Source organism: Larkinella bovis (genome assembly GCF_042655385.1).
GTDB lineage: Bacteria > Bacteroidota > Bacteroidia > Cytophagales > Spirosomataceae > Larkinella > Larkinella bovis.
Genome location: NZ_JBHSMA010000001.1, coordinates 1,337,046 through 1,352,356 on the forward strand (window position 1 = coordinate 1,337,046; position 15,311 = coordinate 1,352,356).

Consider the following 15,311-nt stretch of genomic DNA (forward strand, 5'->3'; position numbering starts at 1 on the left):
CTAAATCCAACGCTATCAGGCGATTTTGTATCCTTGTTGCATAATTCGGTTCATCGATGAAACACCTATCCGCTTTCGGTAAGCGCTTATCCGTCCCGTTGTCGTTTCTGGCGGTTTTCGGCTGTGAAATGAATCAGGATCAGGTCACGAATCGTCAGGTTCAGGGACTTCGTCCGGTTTATGCGTCCTACGAGGAAGTCAGCACCATTCAAACGCTGGCTCCGCAACCGCTTAAGAATCCCGGCAAGATATACATTAAAGGCGGTTTTTTGTTCATTAACGAACAAGGCAAAGGCATTCATATCGTTGACAACAGCGATCCGGCCCATCCGAAGAAACTCTCGTTTGTATCCATACCGGGAAACCTCGATATGGCGATTAAGGACACCGTAATGTACGTCGACAATTCGGTGGATCTGGTGGCGCTCGATATCGCCAACCCGCGCCGGGTGACAGTTTTGAAACGGGTGAAAGAGGCTTACCCGTATCCCTCCTACCCGCAGCAAAGCAGGGTGCAGTTTGAATGCGCCAACCCGGAAAAAGGAATCGTTGTCCGCTGGGAAACCGCCACCCTCACCGATCCCAAATGCTACCGGTAATCTGTCCCATTCATAAATCCATCCGTCGGGCTGGGCGCACTCCCATGAAAAACTATTTATTTCTTCTTCTCGCCAGCCTGATGGCGCTGGCGGGCTGTTCGGAACTCGGCAGCAAAGACAGCGCGGCCATCAACCCCGGCGGAGGCAGCGGAACCGGCGGTTCGATGGCCCGGTTTGCCGTAGCAGGCAACTACCTCTACGTGGTGAATCAGAACAGTTTGCAGGTCTATGAGGTAACCCAAAGCGCCGATCCGACCTACCGGCAGAAAGCCTCGCTCGGCTTCGGCGTCGAAACGATTTTTCCGTACAACAACCACCTGTTTATCGGCACCCAGACCGGCATGTACATCATGAACCTCGACAACCCGGCCAGCCCCCGACAAGCGGCCCTGTACCGGCACATTTTCAGCTGTGACCCCGTGGTGGCGCAGGGCCATTACGCCTACGTCACGCTCCGCAACGGCACTGCCTGCAATACCGGGCCGAACCGGCTGGAAGTGGTCGACATTTCGAACCTGTCCAACCCGGTGCGGGTCAACTCCATCGATATGATCAATCCGCACGGCCTGGGCATCGACGGCAACCTGCTGTTCGTGTCGGAAGGAGACGCCGGTCTGAAGATCTTCGACGCCACCGATCCGGCGAAACCGAAGCTGGTCAAAATGTTCGACAACATCCGCTCCTACGACGTGATTCCGAACCGTTCGGTACTGATTGTCACCGGAAAAGATGGGATTATGCAGTACCGCTACGATGCCGCGCAGCCGTCGAAAGAACTGGTTCATCTCAGCACCTTACCCGTCGAATAACAGATGGCCAAACGGTTTAAATGGTTGCTGCTGTTGGTATTTCCGCTGTCGACGCTGGCGCAGTCGCTGCAAACCGATACGCTCCGACCCGTCCTGAACCACCGGCCCCGCTGGGTGATCAAGGCGGCCCCCCTGGCCCTGTTTGATATCGACAATACGATTCAGGCGGGGGCCGAGTGGCTGTTGGGACGCCGGTATTCGGTGCAGGCCGAATTGGGGTACGGCTGGCGCGGGATCAACCTCTATCCCGACCGGCGCGATGATTACGAAAAGTTCGAAGTCTGGCGGGGTCGCGCCGAATGGCGCCGGTATTCCGGGCGGTATCGCGGCTTTCGAAAACCGCATTTTGCCGTTCCGCCCATTGGCCGCTACTTTGCGCTCGAAACGTTTTTCAAACAGGTAACTACCCTGCAAACGACCACCATTGGTCAGGAGTGCGTCGATGGCACCTGCGCCTATTTTCAGCGCGGAACCTTTCCGATGTACCGCACCGTCTGGGGCATTCACGCCAAGTTCGGGCGGCAGTATGTCCTGACGATGCCCAGTGACAACCGGTTTTTGCTCGATTTTTTCGTTGGACTTGGCTTCCGGCACCTTACGCCGTACCGCTTTAGCACGACCTCCGAGGATGTTTTTGAATTCACGAACACCGGCCTCTGGAGCCGCCACTACCAGGGGATACTCCCCAGCGCCACCATCGGTATCAAGTTGGGATATGTTTTGTAAGTTTACGGTTTCCTGAAACCGAAGACCGTAAACGCTCTTTTCTTGAAACCGTCTTTCTTGGCTGTCTTTTTGCTTTTTTTTGTTCGGGGGGTTGCCCAGCCGCCGGGTGGACAGGGCAGTTTCGGCTTTCTGACGATTCCGACGAATGCCCGCGTGGCCGCGCTGGGTGGGCTGGCAGCCTCGAATACGCAACCACAGGGGCAATTTTTTCTGCAAAATCCGGCTCTGCTCGATTCGGCGGCATCTAACCACTTGTCCTTAACCTTTGTGCCCTATTTTGCCGATACCCGGTTTTACAGTCTTCAGTATGGCCTGCCGGTGAAAAGCAAAGGGCAGTGGGCGATGGGCCTGCAATACCTGGGTTATGGCTCATTCGAACAGACCGATCCGATCGGTAACATTGTCGGGACGTTTACGGCCAATGACTATGCGCTCGGTATTACCCACGCCCGCACGGAAGGGAATTTTACGCTCGGGGCTACGCTGAAAGCCGTGGGGTCGTCGATCGAAACCTATTCGGCCTTTGCGGTTTTGTTCGATCTGGGCGGCACCTGGCGGCATCCCACCAAAGAGTTGATTTTTGGTCTGGTGGCCAAAAACGCCGGTTTTCGGCTAAAGCAGTATTTTCCGGGACAAGCGGCCGGTTCGCCCGATCTGCCGTTTGATCTACAGGCTGGTGTCACCGTCAAACCAGACCATCTGCCCATTCGGGCCACCCTGACCGCTCACCATTTGCACCAGTTTGATGTTGTCTACAACGATCCGGCCCTGAATGTCACCTATGATCTGAATGGCAACCCGGTTTTGAAAAAAGTGGCCGTGCCGGAAAAAATTATGCGACACCTGGCCGTCGGTTTCGAATTGCTCATTCACCGGAATGTCAATGGACTCGTCGGTTACAATCACCAGCGCCGGCAGGAAGCCCGGTTGACCACAGGAACCGGAGCCGCCGGTTTTTCGGTTGGCGTGGCGGTTCAGGCCAAGGGGTTTCAGTTGACCTACGCCCGGGCGCTGGCAACCCCCTCGGTTGGCGGCAGCAGCCATTTGTCCGTTCGCATTGATTTGAATCGGGTCCTGCCAAAAAAATAACACCATCCGGGCACAAATTGCTGTTTACTACGTTTCTTTGTAAGGCATGGGGCCTAGAGCCCGGGGCAACGGGTGACTTTCAGGGCAACCCCCAGGCTCCGGGCCCAAGGTCCTTTGCACCATGCAAAAAAACCAACCATGACCCCAAAACAGGAACTTAAAGATTTAACCCCCCGGCAAATTGTCGCGGAACTGGATCAATACATCATCGGTCAGCACGATGCGAAACGCAATGTGGCGATTGCCCTCCGGAATCGCTGGCGTCGCATGAATAGCGCGCCCGATATGCAACAGGAAATTACACCCAATAACATTCTGATGATCGGGGCAACGGGCGTCGGAAAAACCGAGATTGCCCGGCGACTGGCCAAAATTGCCGATGCCCCGTTTACCAAAGTTGAAGCCTCAAAATTTACCGAAGTTGGTTATGTCGGCCGTGATGTCGAAAGCATGGTGCGCGACCTAGTAGAACAGTCGGTCAACATGGTGAAAGCGGCCAAAAAAGAAAAGGTCAAAACCCGGGCGTCGCAGATTGTCGAGGATATGATTCTGGACATTCTGATTCCACCGATGAAACAGCCGACCGGTTTTGTGCTGGACGAGCCTGCCAACAAAAACGATATGCCCGACAACGATGCCGAACTGAACGAACGGACCCGGGAGCGGTTTCGGGAAAAAATCCGCCGGGGAGAGATGGACGACCGGAAGATCGAGATCGACGTTCAGCAAACCGCAGCGCCCAACATCGGCATGATTGGCGGTACGGTCGATGAACTGTCGATGATGAATATTCAGGAAATGATTGGCGGTATGATGCCCAAACGCGGTAAAAAACGCAAAGTAACCATTGCCGAAGCCAAAAAAATCCTGCTGGAAGAGGAAGCCGCCAAGCTCATCGACATGGATGAAGTGAAGGACGAAGCGATTCGGAAAGCCGAAAATACCGGGATAATTTTCATCGACGAAATCGACAAAATTGCCTCCAGCCGGAGCGGGGGTTCGGGCGGACCGGACGTGAGCCGCGAAGGCGTGCAGCGCGATATGCTGCCGATTGTCGAGGGAAGCACGGTCAATACGAAGTACGGCAGCATCAATACGGACTACATTCTTTTTGTAGCCGCCGGTGCGTTTCATGTCTCGAAACCGTCGGATTTGATTCCGGAATTGCAGGGTCGTTTCCCGATTCGGGTCGAATTGCAGAGTCTGTCGGAAGACGATTTCTTCCAGATTCTGAAAGCCCCCAAAAATGCGCTGACGAAGCAGTATGTCGCCATGCTGGAAGCCGAAAACGTGGCGCTAACCTTTGAAGAGGAGTCGTTGCGGGAGATTGCCCGGATTGCTTTTCAGGTCAACTCCGAAGTGGAAAACATCGGTGCCCGCCGGCTCCAGACCGTGATGAGCCACCTCCTGAACGACTTCATGTTCGACATTCCGGACGTGATCGGGGCCAACGCCCAGGTGGTCATAACGAAAGAAATGGTGCAGGACAAGCTAAATTCGCTGATCAAAAACCGGGATCTGAGCCAATTTATTCTGTAACGGTTTCATCAGGCAAGCGCAAGTACCCAATCGAAATCCAGGGGAAGTTCTGATACTTCCCCTTTTTTAGTTTCTACCCACCAGCCCCCGGTTCTCGGGGTTGTTCGTCACGCCATCGTTGCTCCGCCGGGCCTCAGCCGCCCCGCATTCCCCCTGCCGCTTATACCTAACGCCTTCGGGATGGCTCGGTACATTTCCTGCTTCTTGTTCTCATTCCAGTGCGGTTATTTAACAATTCACCGGGTATTTCTACCGTTTGAGCCGCTGTTTCTGAATGGCCGGAGGATTTTGTGGGTCATTCTACCAGACTACCCACGGTAGGGTGGTTGCCATACAACCAAATCTATACTGTTTGACCATGAAAAGGGTTCAAAATCCCCATCACACCACAAAATCATCCACCCAAACGGATTTCCAAACGCCACGTTCCGTTGGTAAAATGCTAACCCTGGCGCTCCTGCTGGGAATAACGGCCTGCAACCGGACCACCAACGACCTGATTTCGCCCCAGCCTTCGGGTGGCAGCCCCAAGGATTCGCTGAGCGTTCAATTGCCCGATAAACACCCCACGGACGATCTATCCGGTAGTCCAACCGATCAAAACCCCGATCCGGTCAGCGTCTACCAGCGGACCCGAATCACCTGGGCTCCCTCCGACTACCAGGAAATTCGGCGGGATGCTGCGGGCGTCCCCGTCCACTACACGAGTCAGTATCTGTATGCGATGGGCACGGATCAGGTACGCCGTACCGATTACCAGCTGCAATACGACTCCGCCCAGCGCCTGACCCGGGTGGATCAATCGATTCAGATCGGAAAAAATCCGGCCACCCGGCTGTATACCCTGTATCAGTATGAGGGAAATCAGCTTACCGGATCGGAAGAGTTTTCCAGCGCCGGCTATCGGCTGGCCTCCTACAGCTACCAGTATTCGGCCCCAAACCAGTTGCGGCAGATCGAGGAAACCCACTACAACAGCCAGAAACAGTCCCGAAAAACGTTCCAGTATGATGGGCAGGGCAATCTGACGACTCTTTCCATTTATTGGAAAAGTGTGCAGGATGCCACCTACAAGCTGGAAACCGTAACGCATTTCGAGCAATACGACAATCAGAAAAACGTCGAAAATTTATTCACCCTGTTCCCGCTGCTTCCGGGCGTCCAGTTCCGGGCCAATAATTACCAGACAAAGATTGTTCGGGCGAAAGATGGGACGGAACTCAGCCGCGAAACCGTCCGCTACTTGTACAACGAACAGGGGTATCCGACCCAAAAAACGGTCACGGGGGCCGGGGGCAGCCTGACAGCTACGTACTCCTACTAAAAGTTCTCCCTTTTTCGGATTGCTCCTTGGGGATTTTCAAACCAGCCGGTCGAAATTTGACCGGCTGGTTTGGTATTTGCGGGTCTATCCCGGGGTAATTCCCGTTCTGTCCTGACCATTTCATGAAAACCGACCGGCTAACGCTCGCATCGCTTTGTTACCTATATGTGCCAATCGGCCTGTTTCTCATTTTCTGGATCAAGCCGTTCCTGGCCCTCCCCCTGACGGTTTTGCTGGCCGTTGGCATCCGGTACTTTGTCCGGCAACCGGTTTGCAACGCCAGTCGCGGTTCCGCTTTTTCCCGAACTGAATGGCTGATTCTGGCGACTGGAGCATTATTCTGGGCCTGGGTCAGCGGCATTGGCGCCTTTGTGCCGCAGTATGGCGATTACGACAAACACAACCTGGTTTTTCATGATCTGATTACCCACCCGTGGCCGGTGGTCTACCAGAATGATCGTTTCAACGACCCGTTTCTGTGTTACTACCTGGCGTATTATTTACCGACGGCGGCCGTGGTCAGGCTGTTTCACCTTTCGTTCGAAACCGCCGAATGGGTTTCGTTCCTGTGGGGCTGGCTGGGCGTTTGGCTGGCCCTGGGCTGGGCCGCGCGCCTGAGCAAAAACTACCGCGTCTGGATCGCCGTCGGATTGCCGTTTCTGTCCGGCGTTGAAGTCCTTCTCCGGCTTTTCTGGTCATTATACATTGACTTTCACTGGCAACTTCCAGCCTGGTTACGGGCGGTTTTTCAAAACCGGATACCCGGCTATACGCGCTACGAAACACCCCGGCTGGCGTTCAGTAACCAGAACTTTGCGCAAAGCATCGACCCCGCCCCGCTCATCATGCAGTTGCAGGCCGTTCCGCAGCACGCGCTGGGCGGCTGGATCGCGATGGGCCTACTCGTTTTCTGGCAACGCCGGAAGGCCAGCCCGGTTGCTCTGGCTTTTGTCGTGGTTGCCACCCTGCTCTGGTCGCCTTTCGTAACCATCGGCTTAGGGCTCTGGCTGCTCTTTACGGAAAAAAAACTCCACCGATTGACGAGCGAATCACAGCCGGTTTTTCTCGCGGGCAGCCTGCTGCTTATGGGATTACTGGGTAGTTTTTACCATGCGCATTTCCCGATTCTGTACCGCGGTTTTATTTTCGAAGCGTTCGAAAAACCGGCCGATCCGGTGCTGTACATCGTTTATTGGGGATTCCAGCTCTGGGTTGGGGCGCTCCTGTTTCGCTGGTACAACCGGCAAACCGGCGGAATGCATACCGGCGAACGAATGATCCTGACCGCAGCGGTTTCGATGCAGGTGTTGAGTCTGGTGTATATGGGTCGCTGGAATGATTTTCAAAACCGGACCATGATTCCGGCGCAGTTTCTGTACTACCTGGTGCTGGCAAACGGGTTTGTCCATTGGCTGCTTTCCCCGAAGCGAACCGTGTCAGGCTGGTTCCTGGCGGCCTGGGTGGTGATCGGTTTGTACGTTCCCTGCCGCGTCCTGGCGTATAAACTCTGGTCCATTCATGTCCCGCAACCGATTACCCGGTCGATGGAAAAGGCCACCACGAACTTTGGAGAAACCGACATGAGCCGAATGCGGCCCCACGAAACCATCGACGCCGGTACGGACTATGCCGCGCAATACGTCGGACGGCGGGATTCTTTTTTTTACCGCTACCTTCTTCGGAAAGCAATTGATTAAAACCAGGTTATTACCGTTTTCGCCCGAATCGTTTCCAGTAGCCGCCTTCCTGCGGAGGAAAAAAACATTCGTTCGGATTGCGCGGTCCCCGGCGGAACAGCGGAATGGTCGCTCCGGCATAGAAGTTGGCCCCCCGTGGATTCCCGATATTCGCCAACCCGCCCAGGTGATCGGTTCCGGCAAAAACCGGCCCCATCCGCACCGCCAGCCCAACCGTGAACATGCTGTAATTATCCTGCAACGCCAGGGGCATCGACACTTCCGCCCAGCGGTTTTCCCAGCGGGGAACCACGGCAAGCATCGAGGGGATAATCATCGACACGGCATTGGGCGATACCAGACTCTGGGTCCAGAGTGCGCCTACGTATACATTTTCCCGGTACTTGTAATCGGCACTGACGTTCAGGGCGGTCGGCAAACCGGATCGGTACGATGTGGTTCGGTCCAGCAGGGGCAAATCCAGCACGTCAACCACCCGGTTGTTGATTTCGTCGGGTGATTTTACCCCCACAAAGGTGGTATTGGTAATTAATTTGTTTGCTACCGAAACCGGATACCGGTTAACGATCTGTGGATTCTTAAACCGCACCCCACCAATATCAACCAGGGAGGCCGAGATGCGGTAGCGGTACTTGTTTTTCGTTGGGTCCCGGCGGACTTCGCCCTGCTCCCGGTAGGTGTATTTCCGGATTTCGGGCCGGTATTCGTAGGTAATTCCCAGGTCGAAGCCCCAGCCTCCGCCGGCCGATTGCGACCCGAAAAGCCAGCCCGGCGACAGGCCCATTTTTTGAAAAGCGTCCTGGTTGGTATAGCCGTAAACCCCGTTGAATTTCTGAATGCGTAGCGCCTGAAAACCGGGTTGACCGGGGTCCCGGACGATCTGGTGCGTACCATCGTCGACCCGAACGTGCGCGTTGTAAAAACCGATTTCCCGTTTGATGGTCACGCCGGCTTTCAGGAACCGGTCATCATCGTCCACCAAAACCGCCCCGAACGTAACGGCCAGTTCGGCGTAGCCATTCACGTTGGCCATCCCGTGCTGCCCCGTATTTTCAATGCGCTGAAGTTCCGCGATCTGAGTCCCGTACAACATCAACCGGGCGGTTTCTTCGGAGGTATTCCGGTACGAAACGCCGGTCCGGGCGCGGGTCGACAGGGCGACGCCAAACCGGTCGTTGAGCGTAATGAGGGCCGATGGTCCGCGCACTTCTCCGCCCACCGTCAGGCGTTTGTCATTGCCATTCAGTTTTTCTTTCAGATAACCCGTCCGGCCGATACTGCGCCCCCGTTCGGTCCGGTACTGCGCCGGAACGGTACCCGAGAGATACCGGACAAACGGAAAAGGAGCCACCCACCGAACGTAATTGTTCGCTGCGTAGAAGTCGATTGTTGCCAGGTTCAGGTAAAACCGGTAGCGTGAGTCGGCCACTTCCGATGGATGTCGATAAAGCGATTGGGTCCCGGCATAATTGCTGTTCACAATACCCGTCAGGTATTGCCCCCGTGAGGGTAAAACCGCACCCAACAATGCCAGCATAATCAGAAGCTGAGCGTATCGTACTCTCATTCAAGTCCTAATAGAAATGTGCAAACCGTTCTAATGCTGTTGAGCGGCTAAAGATACAGGATGTTTACTGAATTGAAACGTTCGGATGTTACCGCTAAATCAAGAATTCAAATCTCACCTTAAATAATAAACTACCCCATCAAAACGTCAACCATATATAATTTTGTATATTATTGCAATGTTAAAGCTTTCTTTGTCAGAAACCCCACCCCACCTATGCAATTTCAATCTCAGTCGCAGGGAAACCAAACACAGTCACAATCACAGGGGTCATCCTTTTCGTTCAGCGACTACCAAACTGATAATTTTTTTGATGAAATGTTCACGGCAGAGGGGCAGGTCCGCTCTGGGTATGAGCAGTTTAAACAGCGGGTGGAGCAGTTAAGCCGGGAAGACGTGATCGGTCGCCAGCACGCGGCCGAACGGTCGCTGATGTCGATGGGTATTACGTTTAATGTCTACTCGGAGGGCGAAGGCACCGAGCGCATCATGCCGATCGACATTATTCCGCGCGTGATTCCGTCGGCCGAATGGAACCAGCTCGAACGGGGGCTTACCCAGCGCATTCAGGCCATCAATATGTTCATTCACGATGTGTATAACGAGCAGCATATTCTGAATGACAACATTGTCCCGCGCGACCTGATCGAATCGAGCAAGTGTTTCCTGCCGGCCTGTATGGGCCTGAAACCGCCGAAAGGAATCTGGTGCCACATCACGGGTACCGACCTGATCCGGGGCGATGACGGCCAGTTCATGGTGCTGGAAGATAACCTGCGATGCCCGTCGGGCGTTTCCTACATGCTGGAAAACCGGGAGTTGTCGAAACAGACGTTTCCCGAAGTGCTGGCGCGAACGGGCGTGCGGCCGGTTTCCGATTACCCGACCCGCCTGCTGCAATTACTCCAGCACATTGCCGACCGGCCCGATCCGACCGTCGTAGTGCTGACCCCCGGGATTTACAATTCAGCCTACTTCGAGCACTCGTACCTGGCCCAGCAAATGGGCGTGGAGCTGGTCGATGCGCGGGATCTGGTGGTATCGGGCGGCTACGTCAAAATGCGGACGACCAAGGGTTTCCAGACCGTGGATGTCATTTACCGCCGGATCGACGACACATTTCTCGATCCGCACGTGTTCAATCCCGAATCGCTGATCGGTATTCCGGGCATCTTTGAAGTGTACAAAAAAGGACGGGTGGCGCTGGCAAACGCGCCCGGCACCGGCGTTGCCGACGACAAAGTAATTTATGCGTACGTACCCCGAATTATTAAATATTATCTGGGCGAAGAAGCCATTATCCCGAACGTAAAGACCTACATCTGCCGGGAGGAAGATGATTGCAAATATGTGCTGGACAACATCGAACAACTGGTGGTAAAAGAAGCCAACGAAGCGGGTGGTTACGGCATGCTGATTGGCCCCAAAGCGACCAAAGCCGACCACAAGCTGTTCCGGCAGAAAATCAAGGACAATCCGCGCAATTACATTGCCCAGCCGACGATTTCGTTATCGCGGGTTCCGACCATCGTCGGCGACCATACCGAAGGGCGGCACGTCGATTTCCGGCCCTATATCCTGTACGGAGACGGCATCAACGTCATCCCCGGCGGACTGACCCGCGTGGCGCTGCGGAAAGGATCACTGGTGGTCAACTCCTCCCAGGGCGGGGGCGGGAAAGATACGTGGGTATTGTACTGAACACGAAGGACACCGCAACCCATCAAACAAAAGGACACGGCCACTCCGTGTCCTTTTGTTTGATGGGTTGGAAAGAACCGGATCAGGCCCGCAAAAAATCCTGCGCTTGCGCTTTGGGCTTAATTCTTAAATTTGCGGGATATGCAACAGCCCGACTTGTCTATTATTCTGGTCAATTACAAAACTCCCTACCTCATTGTCGATTGCCTCCGCTCCGTCGAAAAGCATACGTCCGGACTGACCTATGAAGCCATCGTGGTCAACAACGATCCGGACCCGTCGGGCCGGGCCATTGTTCTGGCCGAATTTCCGACCACCAATTGGATTGAAATGGGGTATAATTCCGGTTTTTCGCGGGCCAACAACCGGGGCATTGCGGAATCGGCCGGCCGGTTGGTTTTGCTCCTGAACTCCGACACGTTGCTGGTCGACAATATTCTGAAACGCTGTGCCGATCTGCTGAACACCCGCCCGGATGTGGCCGCCGTGGGGCCGATGCAGCTCACCCGCGACGGAAAAGTGCATACCGAAGCTTTCACCGGTTTTTCGCAGCTTCGCCGGTACTTCTTCATTTTCCCCACCTCCGGTTTTTTCAAGCGCTTGCTCCACCGGCTGCTGCCCGACCGTCACTACGCCGACCCCGATCAGGTGGACTGGCTGGTGGGCTCGTTCATCATGACCCGGCGGGAAACCGTCGAAAAGGCGGGGGGGCTGGACGAAAACTTTTTTATGTATGCCGAGGATGTGGAGTGGTGCTGGCGGCTGGGCAAACAGGGCAAACTGCTGCTGTTGCGCGACGGTTTCTATGTTCACCTCGAATACGGCAGCAGCACCGATTACCAGGCAAGCCGGGTAACGCACATCAACCGGTTCAAACCGCAAATGCACGTTTCGAATCTGCTCTGGGTTCGGAAACAATACGGCGTTGGGGCATACCTGATTCTGATCCTCCACTACCTGACGCTGATTCCCGTCATTTTTGGCTGGAAAATCGGAATTAATCTCATCCGGTTTCGGAATCCGTTCACCGAACTGGAAAACCAGCGGGCCTTTGCGCAGCAGGTGGGTATTTTTCTGCGGTTTTTCTGGAAAACCTTATTCAACCAAACGGGTTTCTACAAAGTCTAGGACGTTTCCGCGTCCTTCCAATATCCCCGCTTTCCGGGGCGGTTTTCGTCCCGACCGCCCCAAAGCCATCAACTCCGAAATATTATTGTTATAATTGTCCCCAATGGTCAAAAGTCGTATACACAACCAAAGCCATTGTACGTTCTTGGTAAGTATAGAAATTGTTGAGTTATGAAAACATATTTCCTCACAACACTGTGGGCTTTATTGCTTGGATTCCTTGTTCTCACCGAAGCGCAGGCCACCCACTTGCGAGCCGGTGAAATTACAACCCGCCGGATTTCCAGCACATCGTTGACCTACGAGGTTACCATGACTACGTACCACGACGAAATTGGGGGAAAAACCGCCAGTGACCAGCAGGACCCCTCCTATTTTTGTTTTGGTATCGGACCGGCAGTGGCCGTTCCCCGGGCTGAACGAAGGGCCATTAACCGGGCAACGACGGTTAACATTTACAGAGCCACGTTTACCTATCCGGGGCCGGGAACGTACCGCATTACCTGTACCATCACCAACCGCAACGAAAACGTTCGCAATATTCCCAATTCCATCCAGACGAGTTTTCAGCTCGAAACCATTATTGTGGTGAATGCCGGGCTGGGTCTTAACAGCACCCCCGTCCTGCTGAATCCCCCGCTGGACTCGGCCCGCGTTGGCCAGAAATGGTGCCACAACCCGGCCGCGTTCGATGCCGACGGCGACAGTCTGGCGTATCGCCTGTACGTGCCGTCCGGAAGAATTGGCGATGAACAAGGCAACTGTACCCGCCGGGTGGTTGCCGGTTATTCAGATCCTACGGCCATCGGTGTCAACCGAATAAACGAGGCCGGAACCGGACCGGCTACCCTGACCGTCGATGCGATAACCGGTGACGTTTGCTGGGATGCCCCGGCCGAAATAGGCCAGTACAATATCGCGTTCATTGTCGAAGAGTGGCGTGACGGCGTTAAAATCGGGGAAATCATCCGCGATATGCAGATTATCGTGACGGCATCCCCCAATAAACGCCCCGCTCTGGTGGTACCCGCCGATATTTGTGTGGAAGCCGGAACCCTCATTCAGCAAACGATCCGGGCTACCGATCCGGACAATAACCGCGTCGAACTGTCGGCCTTCGGCGGGCCTTTCAACGTGAGTCCGGATGGTCAGCAGTACAACCCGGCTCTCATTGCCAAAGACTTTGCGACGTTTACGCCGACTACGGCCCAGAATACCCCCGCGACGGGAACATTCCGCTGGCAAACCAATTGCGCACACGTTCGGGCCGAACCGTACGATGTCGTTTTCCGGGTTATCGATTTACCGCGCGGAAGCGGACAAACGCAACTGGCCACGCTCGAATCATTCCGCATCCGGATTTACGCCCCGCAGCCGAAGAACCTCACCGCCCGCCCGGCCGCCGATCCGGCCGGACGGGCCATTATCCTGAACTGGGCCGCCTATTCCTGCGGTTCGGCGTCGCTGCCGGCAGAGACGAAAATGGCTATCTATCGGAAAGAAGGCTGTGACCAGGCGACATTTGACCCCTGCTCCGACGCGGGCGCCCTTGCCGCTGCCGGTTACGTAAACGTGGGCAATGTGGCAATCGGCCAGACGTCGTATACGGACAACAACAACAATCAGGGCCTGAAGCGGGGGGTTCAGTACAGCTACCGGATTGTGGTCGTACTGCCCAGGCCCAACAACGGCCAGAGCGTGGTCTCCGAACAGGTCTGCGTTAATTTGCCGCAACAGGTTCCCTTGATTACGCACGTGACCGTCGACAGTACGTTTGACACACGCGGAGTGATCACGGTTCGCTGGACGCGTCCTCCGGGCATCAATCCGCAGGATGGAACCGGCCCGTTCCAGTACCGGTTATTCCGGGCGACGGGCCTGACCGGCACCAACTTTACGCAGATTGCGTCGATCAACACCACCCTCCAGCCGACGGTCGGCGACACGGTTTATACCGATCGTGGCCTTAACACCGTCGCCAACGCCTACCGCTACCGGATTGAGTTTTATTATACCGATCCGGCTTCCGGGCAGTTGCAACGACTCGATGCTACCGAAAATGCGAGTTCTGTGCGCCTGACCGCAACGGGTGGCGTTCGGCGGATTCAATTGACCTGGCAGGCCAATGTGCCCTGGAGCAACGATAACAAACAACACCGAGTTTACCGCAGCAAAACCGGGCCGAACGGACCGTTTAACCTGGTAGCCGTTGTACCCGTCACCACGGCCAACACGTATACCTATACCGATCAGGGGGCCGATACCTACGCAGCCGACGGCGTACAACCCGTCACCATGTCCATCGACAGCAGTTACTGTTACCGCGTCGAAACCGTCGGCCAGTATTCGGCTCCGTTGACGACCCTATTGCTGAACAATTATTCGCAGGGCGTTTGTGCGATGCCGATTGATACAACCCGACCCTGTCCGCCCCAACTCGCCATCGATACCCTCAATTGTGCCAGCCTGACGCCCGACGCCTTCTGTAACCAGACCACGTTTGCCAACACCCTGACGTGGCAGAATCCCAGCACGGGCGACTGCGACCGGAATATCGTGAAATACCGGATTTACTACAGTCCCTGTGAAGGGCAGGACCTCACGTTGCTGGATTCGGTCAATGCTCCGCTGATGACGTACCGGCACGAAAACCTGATGTCGTTTGCGGGCTGTTACGAGGTGAGAGCGGTCAGCCGGAGCGGCAGGGAAAGCGCTCCGTCCAACCGGGTTTGTAAAGACAATTGTCCGTATTTGCAAATGCCTAACGTCTTTACCCCCAATGGCGATGGCAAAAACGATGTGTTCCAGCCAACCCGCTGCCCCCGGTTTATCGAAACGGCGGAACTAACGGTGGTCAACCGCTGGGGAGTAAAAGTCTACCAGAGCAGCAACCTGTCGCTCGACTGGGACGGGAAAAACAGTCAGGGGAAAGAGGTTCCCGGCGGTTTGTATCTGTACCAGATCACGGTTAAATTCATCGGTGTCAATTGCAACGCCCCCGCGCAGATTTACAAGGGGTGGGTGGAATTGCTGCGCGAAACCGGTGCTAATTAAAAACCGCCCGTTTCGGCAGAAGCGGATTTTATAAAAAGGGGGTGATTCAACGCGAACCGGGCTTGAATCATCCCCTTT

At 55.1% G+C, this 15,311-nt stretch carries 11 protein-coding genes; 10 read left to right on the forward strand and 1 reads right to left on the reverse strand.

The window, feature by feature from the left end; genetic code table 11:
• The first annotated feature begins 56 nt into the window (after positions 1-56).
• From ACFPMF_RS05610 to ACFPMF_RS05640, 7 genes are all read left to right on the forward strand, one after another.
• Positions 57-599: an LVIVD repeat-containing protein gene (locus ACFPMF_RS05610; protein WP_379841977.1), complete on the forward strand. Its 543-nt coding sequence runs from the start codon at positions 57-59 to the stop codon at positions 597-599.
• Positions 600-643: 44 nt separating this feature from the next.
• Positions 644-1,408: an LVIVD repeat-containing protein gene (locus tag ACFPMF_RS05615; RefSeq protein ID WP_379841979.1), complete on the forward strand. Its 765-nt coding sequence runs from the start codon at positions 644-646 to the stop codon at positions 1,406-1,408.
• A gap of 3 nt (positions 1,409-1,411) precedes the next feature.
• Complete coding sequence (locus ACFPMF_RS05620) at positions 1,412-2,134, forward strand: hypothetical protein (protein WP_379841982.1); 723 nt, start codon at positions 1,412-1,414, stop codon at positions 2,132-2,134.
• 69 nt (positions 2,135-2,203) lie between these two features.
• Positions 2,204-3,223, forward strand: coding sequence for a type IX secretion system protein PorQ (gene porQ, locus ACFPMF_RS05625; RefSeq protein WP_379841984.1), 1,020 nt, complete (start codon positions 2,204-2,206; stop codon positions 3,221-3,223).
• A gap of 138 nt (positions 3,224-3,361) precedes the next feature.
• On the forward strand, positions 3,362-4,762 hold the full coding sequence (hslU, locus tag ACFPMF_RS05630; protein WP_379841986.1) for an ATP-dependent protease ATPase subunit HslU: 1,401 nt from the start codon (positions 3,362-3,364) through the stop codon (positions 4,760-4,762).
• A 358-nt stretch (positions 4,763-5,120) separates the two neighbouring features.
• Positions 5,121-6,086, forward strand: coding sequence for a hypothetical protein (locus ACFPMF_RS05635; protein WP_379841988.1), 966 nt, complete (start codon positions 5,121-5,123; stop codon positions 6,084-6,086).
• A gap of 122 nt (positions 6,087-6,208) precedes the next feature.
• Complete coding sequence (locus tag ACFPMF_RS05640; RefSeq protein WP_379841990.1) at positions 6,209-7,783, forward strand: hypothetical protein; 1,575 nt, start codon at positions 6,209-6,211, stop codon at positions 7,781-7,783.
• A gap of 10 nt (positions 7,784-7,793) precedes the next feature.
• Here ACFPMF_RS05640 and ACFPMF_RS05645 read toward each other — a convergent pair whose 3' ends face one another.
• Entirely contained in the window at positions 7,794-9,350 is a 1,557-nt protein-coding gene (locus ACFPMF_RS05645) for a DUF5723 family protein (RefSeq protein ID WP_379841992.1), read from the reverse strand.
• Positions 9,351-9,566: 216 nt separating this feature from the next.
• Between ACFPMF_RS05645 and ACFPMF_RS05650 the strand changes: the two genes are divergently transcribed.
• From ACFPMF_RS05650 to ACFPMF_RS05660, 3 genes are all read left to right on the forward strand, one after another.
• Positions 9,567-11,051: a circularly permuted type 2 ATP-grasp protein gene (locus ACFPMF_RS05650; RefSeq protein WP_379841994.1), complete on the forward strand. Its 1,485-nt coding sequence runs from the start codon at positions 9,567-9,569 to the stop codon at positions 11,049-11,051.
• 141 nt (positions 11,052-11,192) lie between these two features.
• On the forward strand, positions 11,193-12,179 hold the full coding sequence (locus ACFPMF_RS05655; protein ID WP_379841996.1) for a glycosyltransferase family 2 protein: 987 nt from the start codon (positions 11,193-11,195) through the stop codon (positions 12,177-12,179).
• Between the two features lie 171 nt (positions 12,180-12,350).
• Positions 12,351-15,233, forward strand: a complete 2,883-nt coding sequence (locus ACFPMF_RS05660; protein ID WP_379841998.1) for a T9SS type B sorting domain-containing protein — start codon at positions 12,351-12,353, stop codon at positions 15,231-15,233.
• Positions 15,234-15,311: the final 78 nt, after the last annotated feature.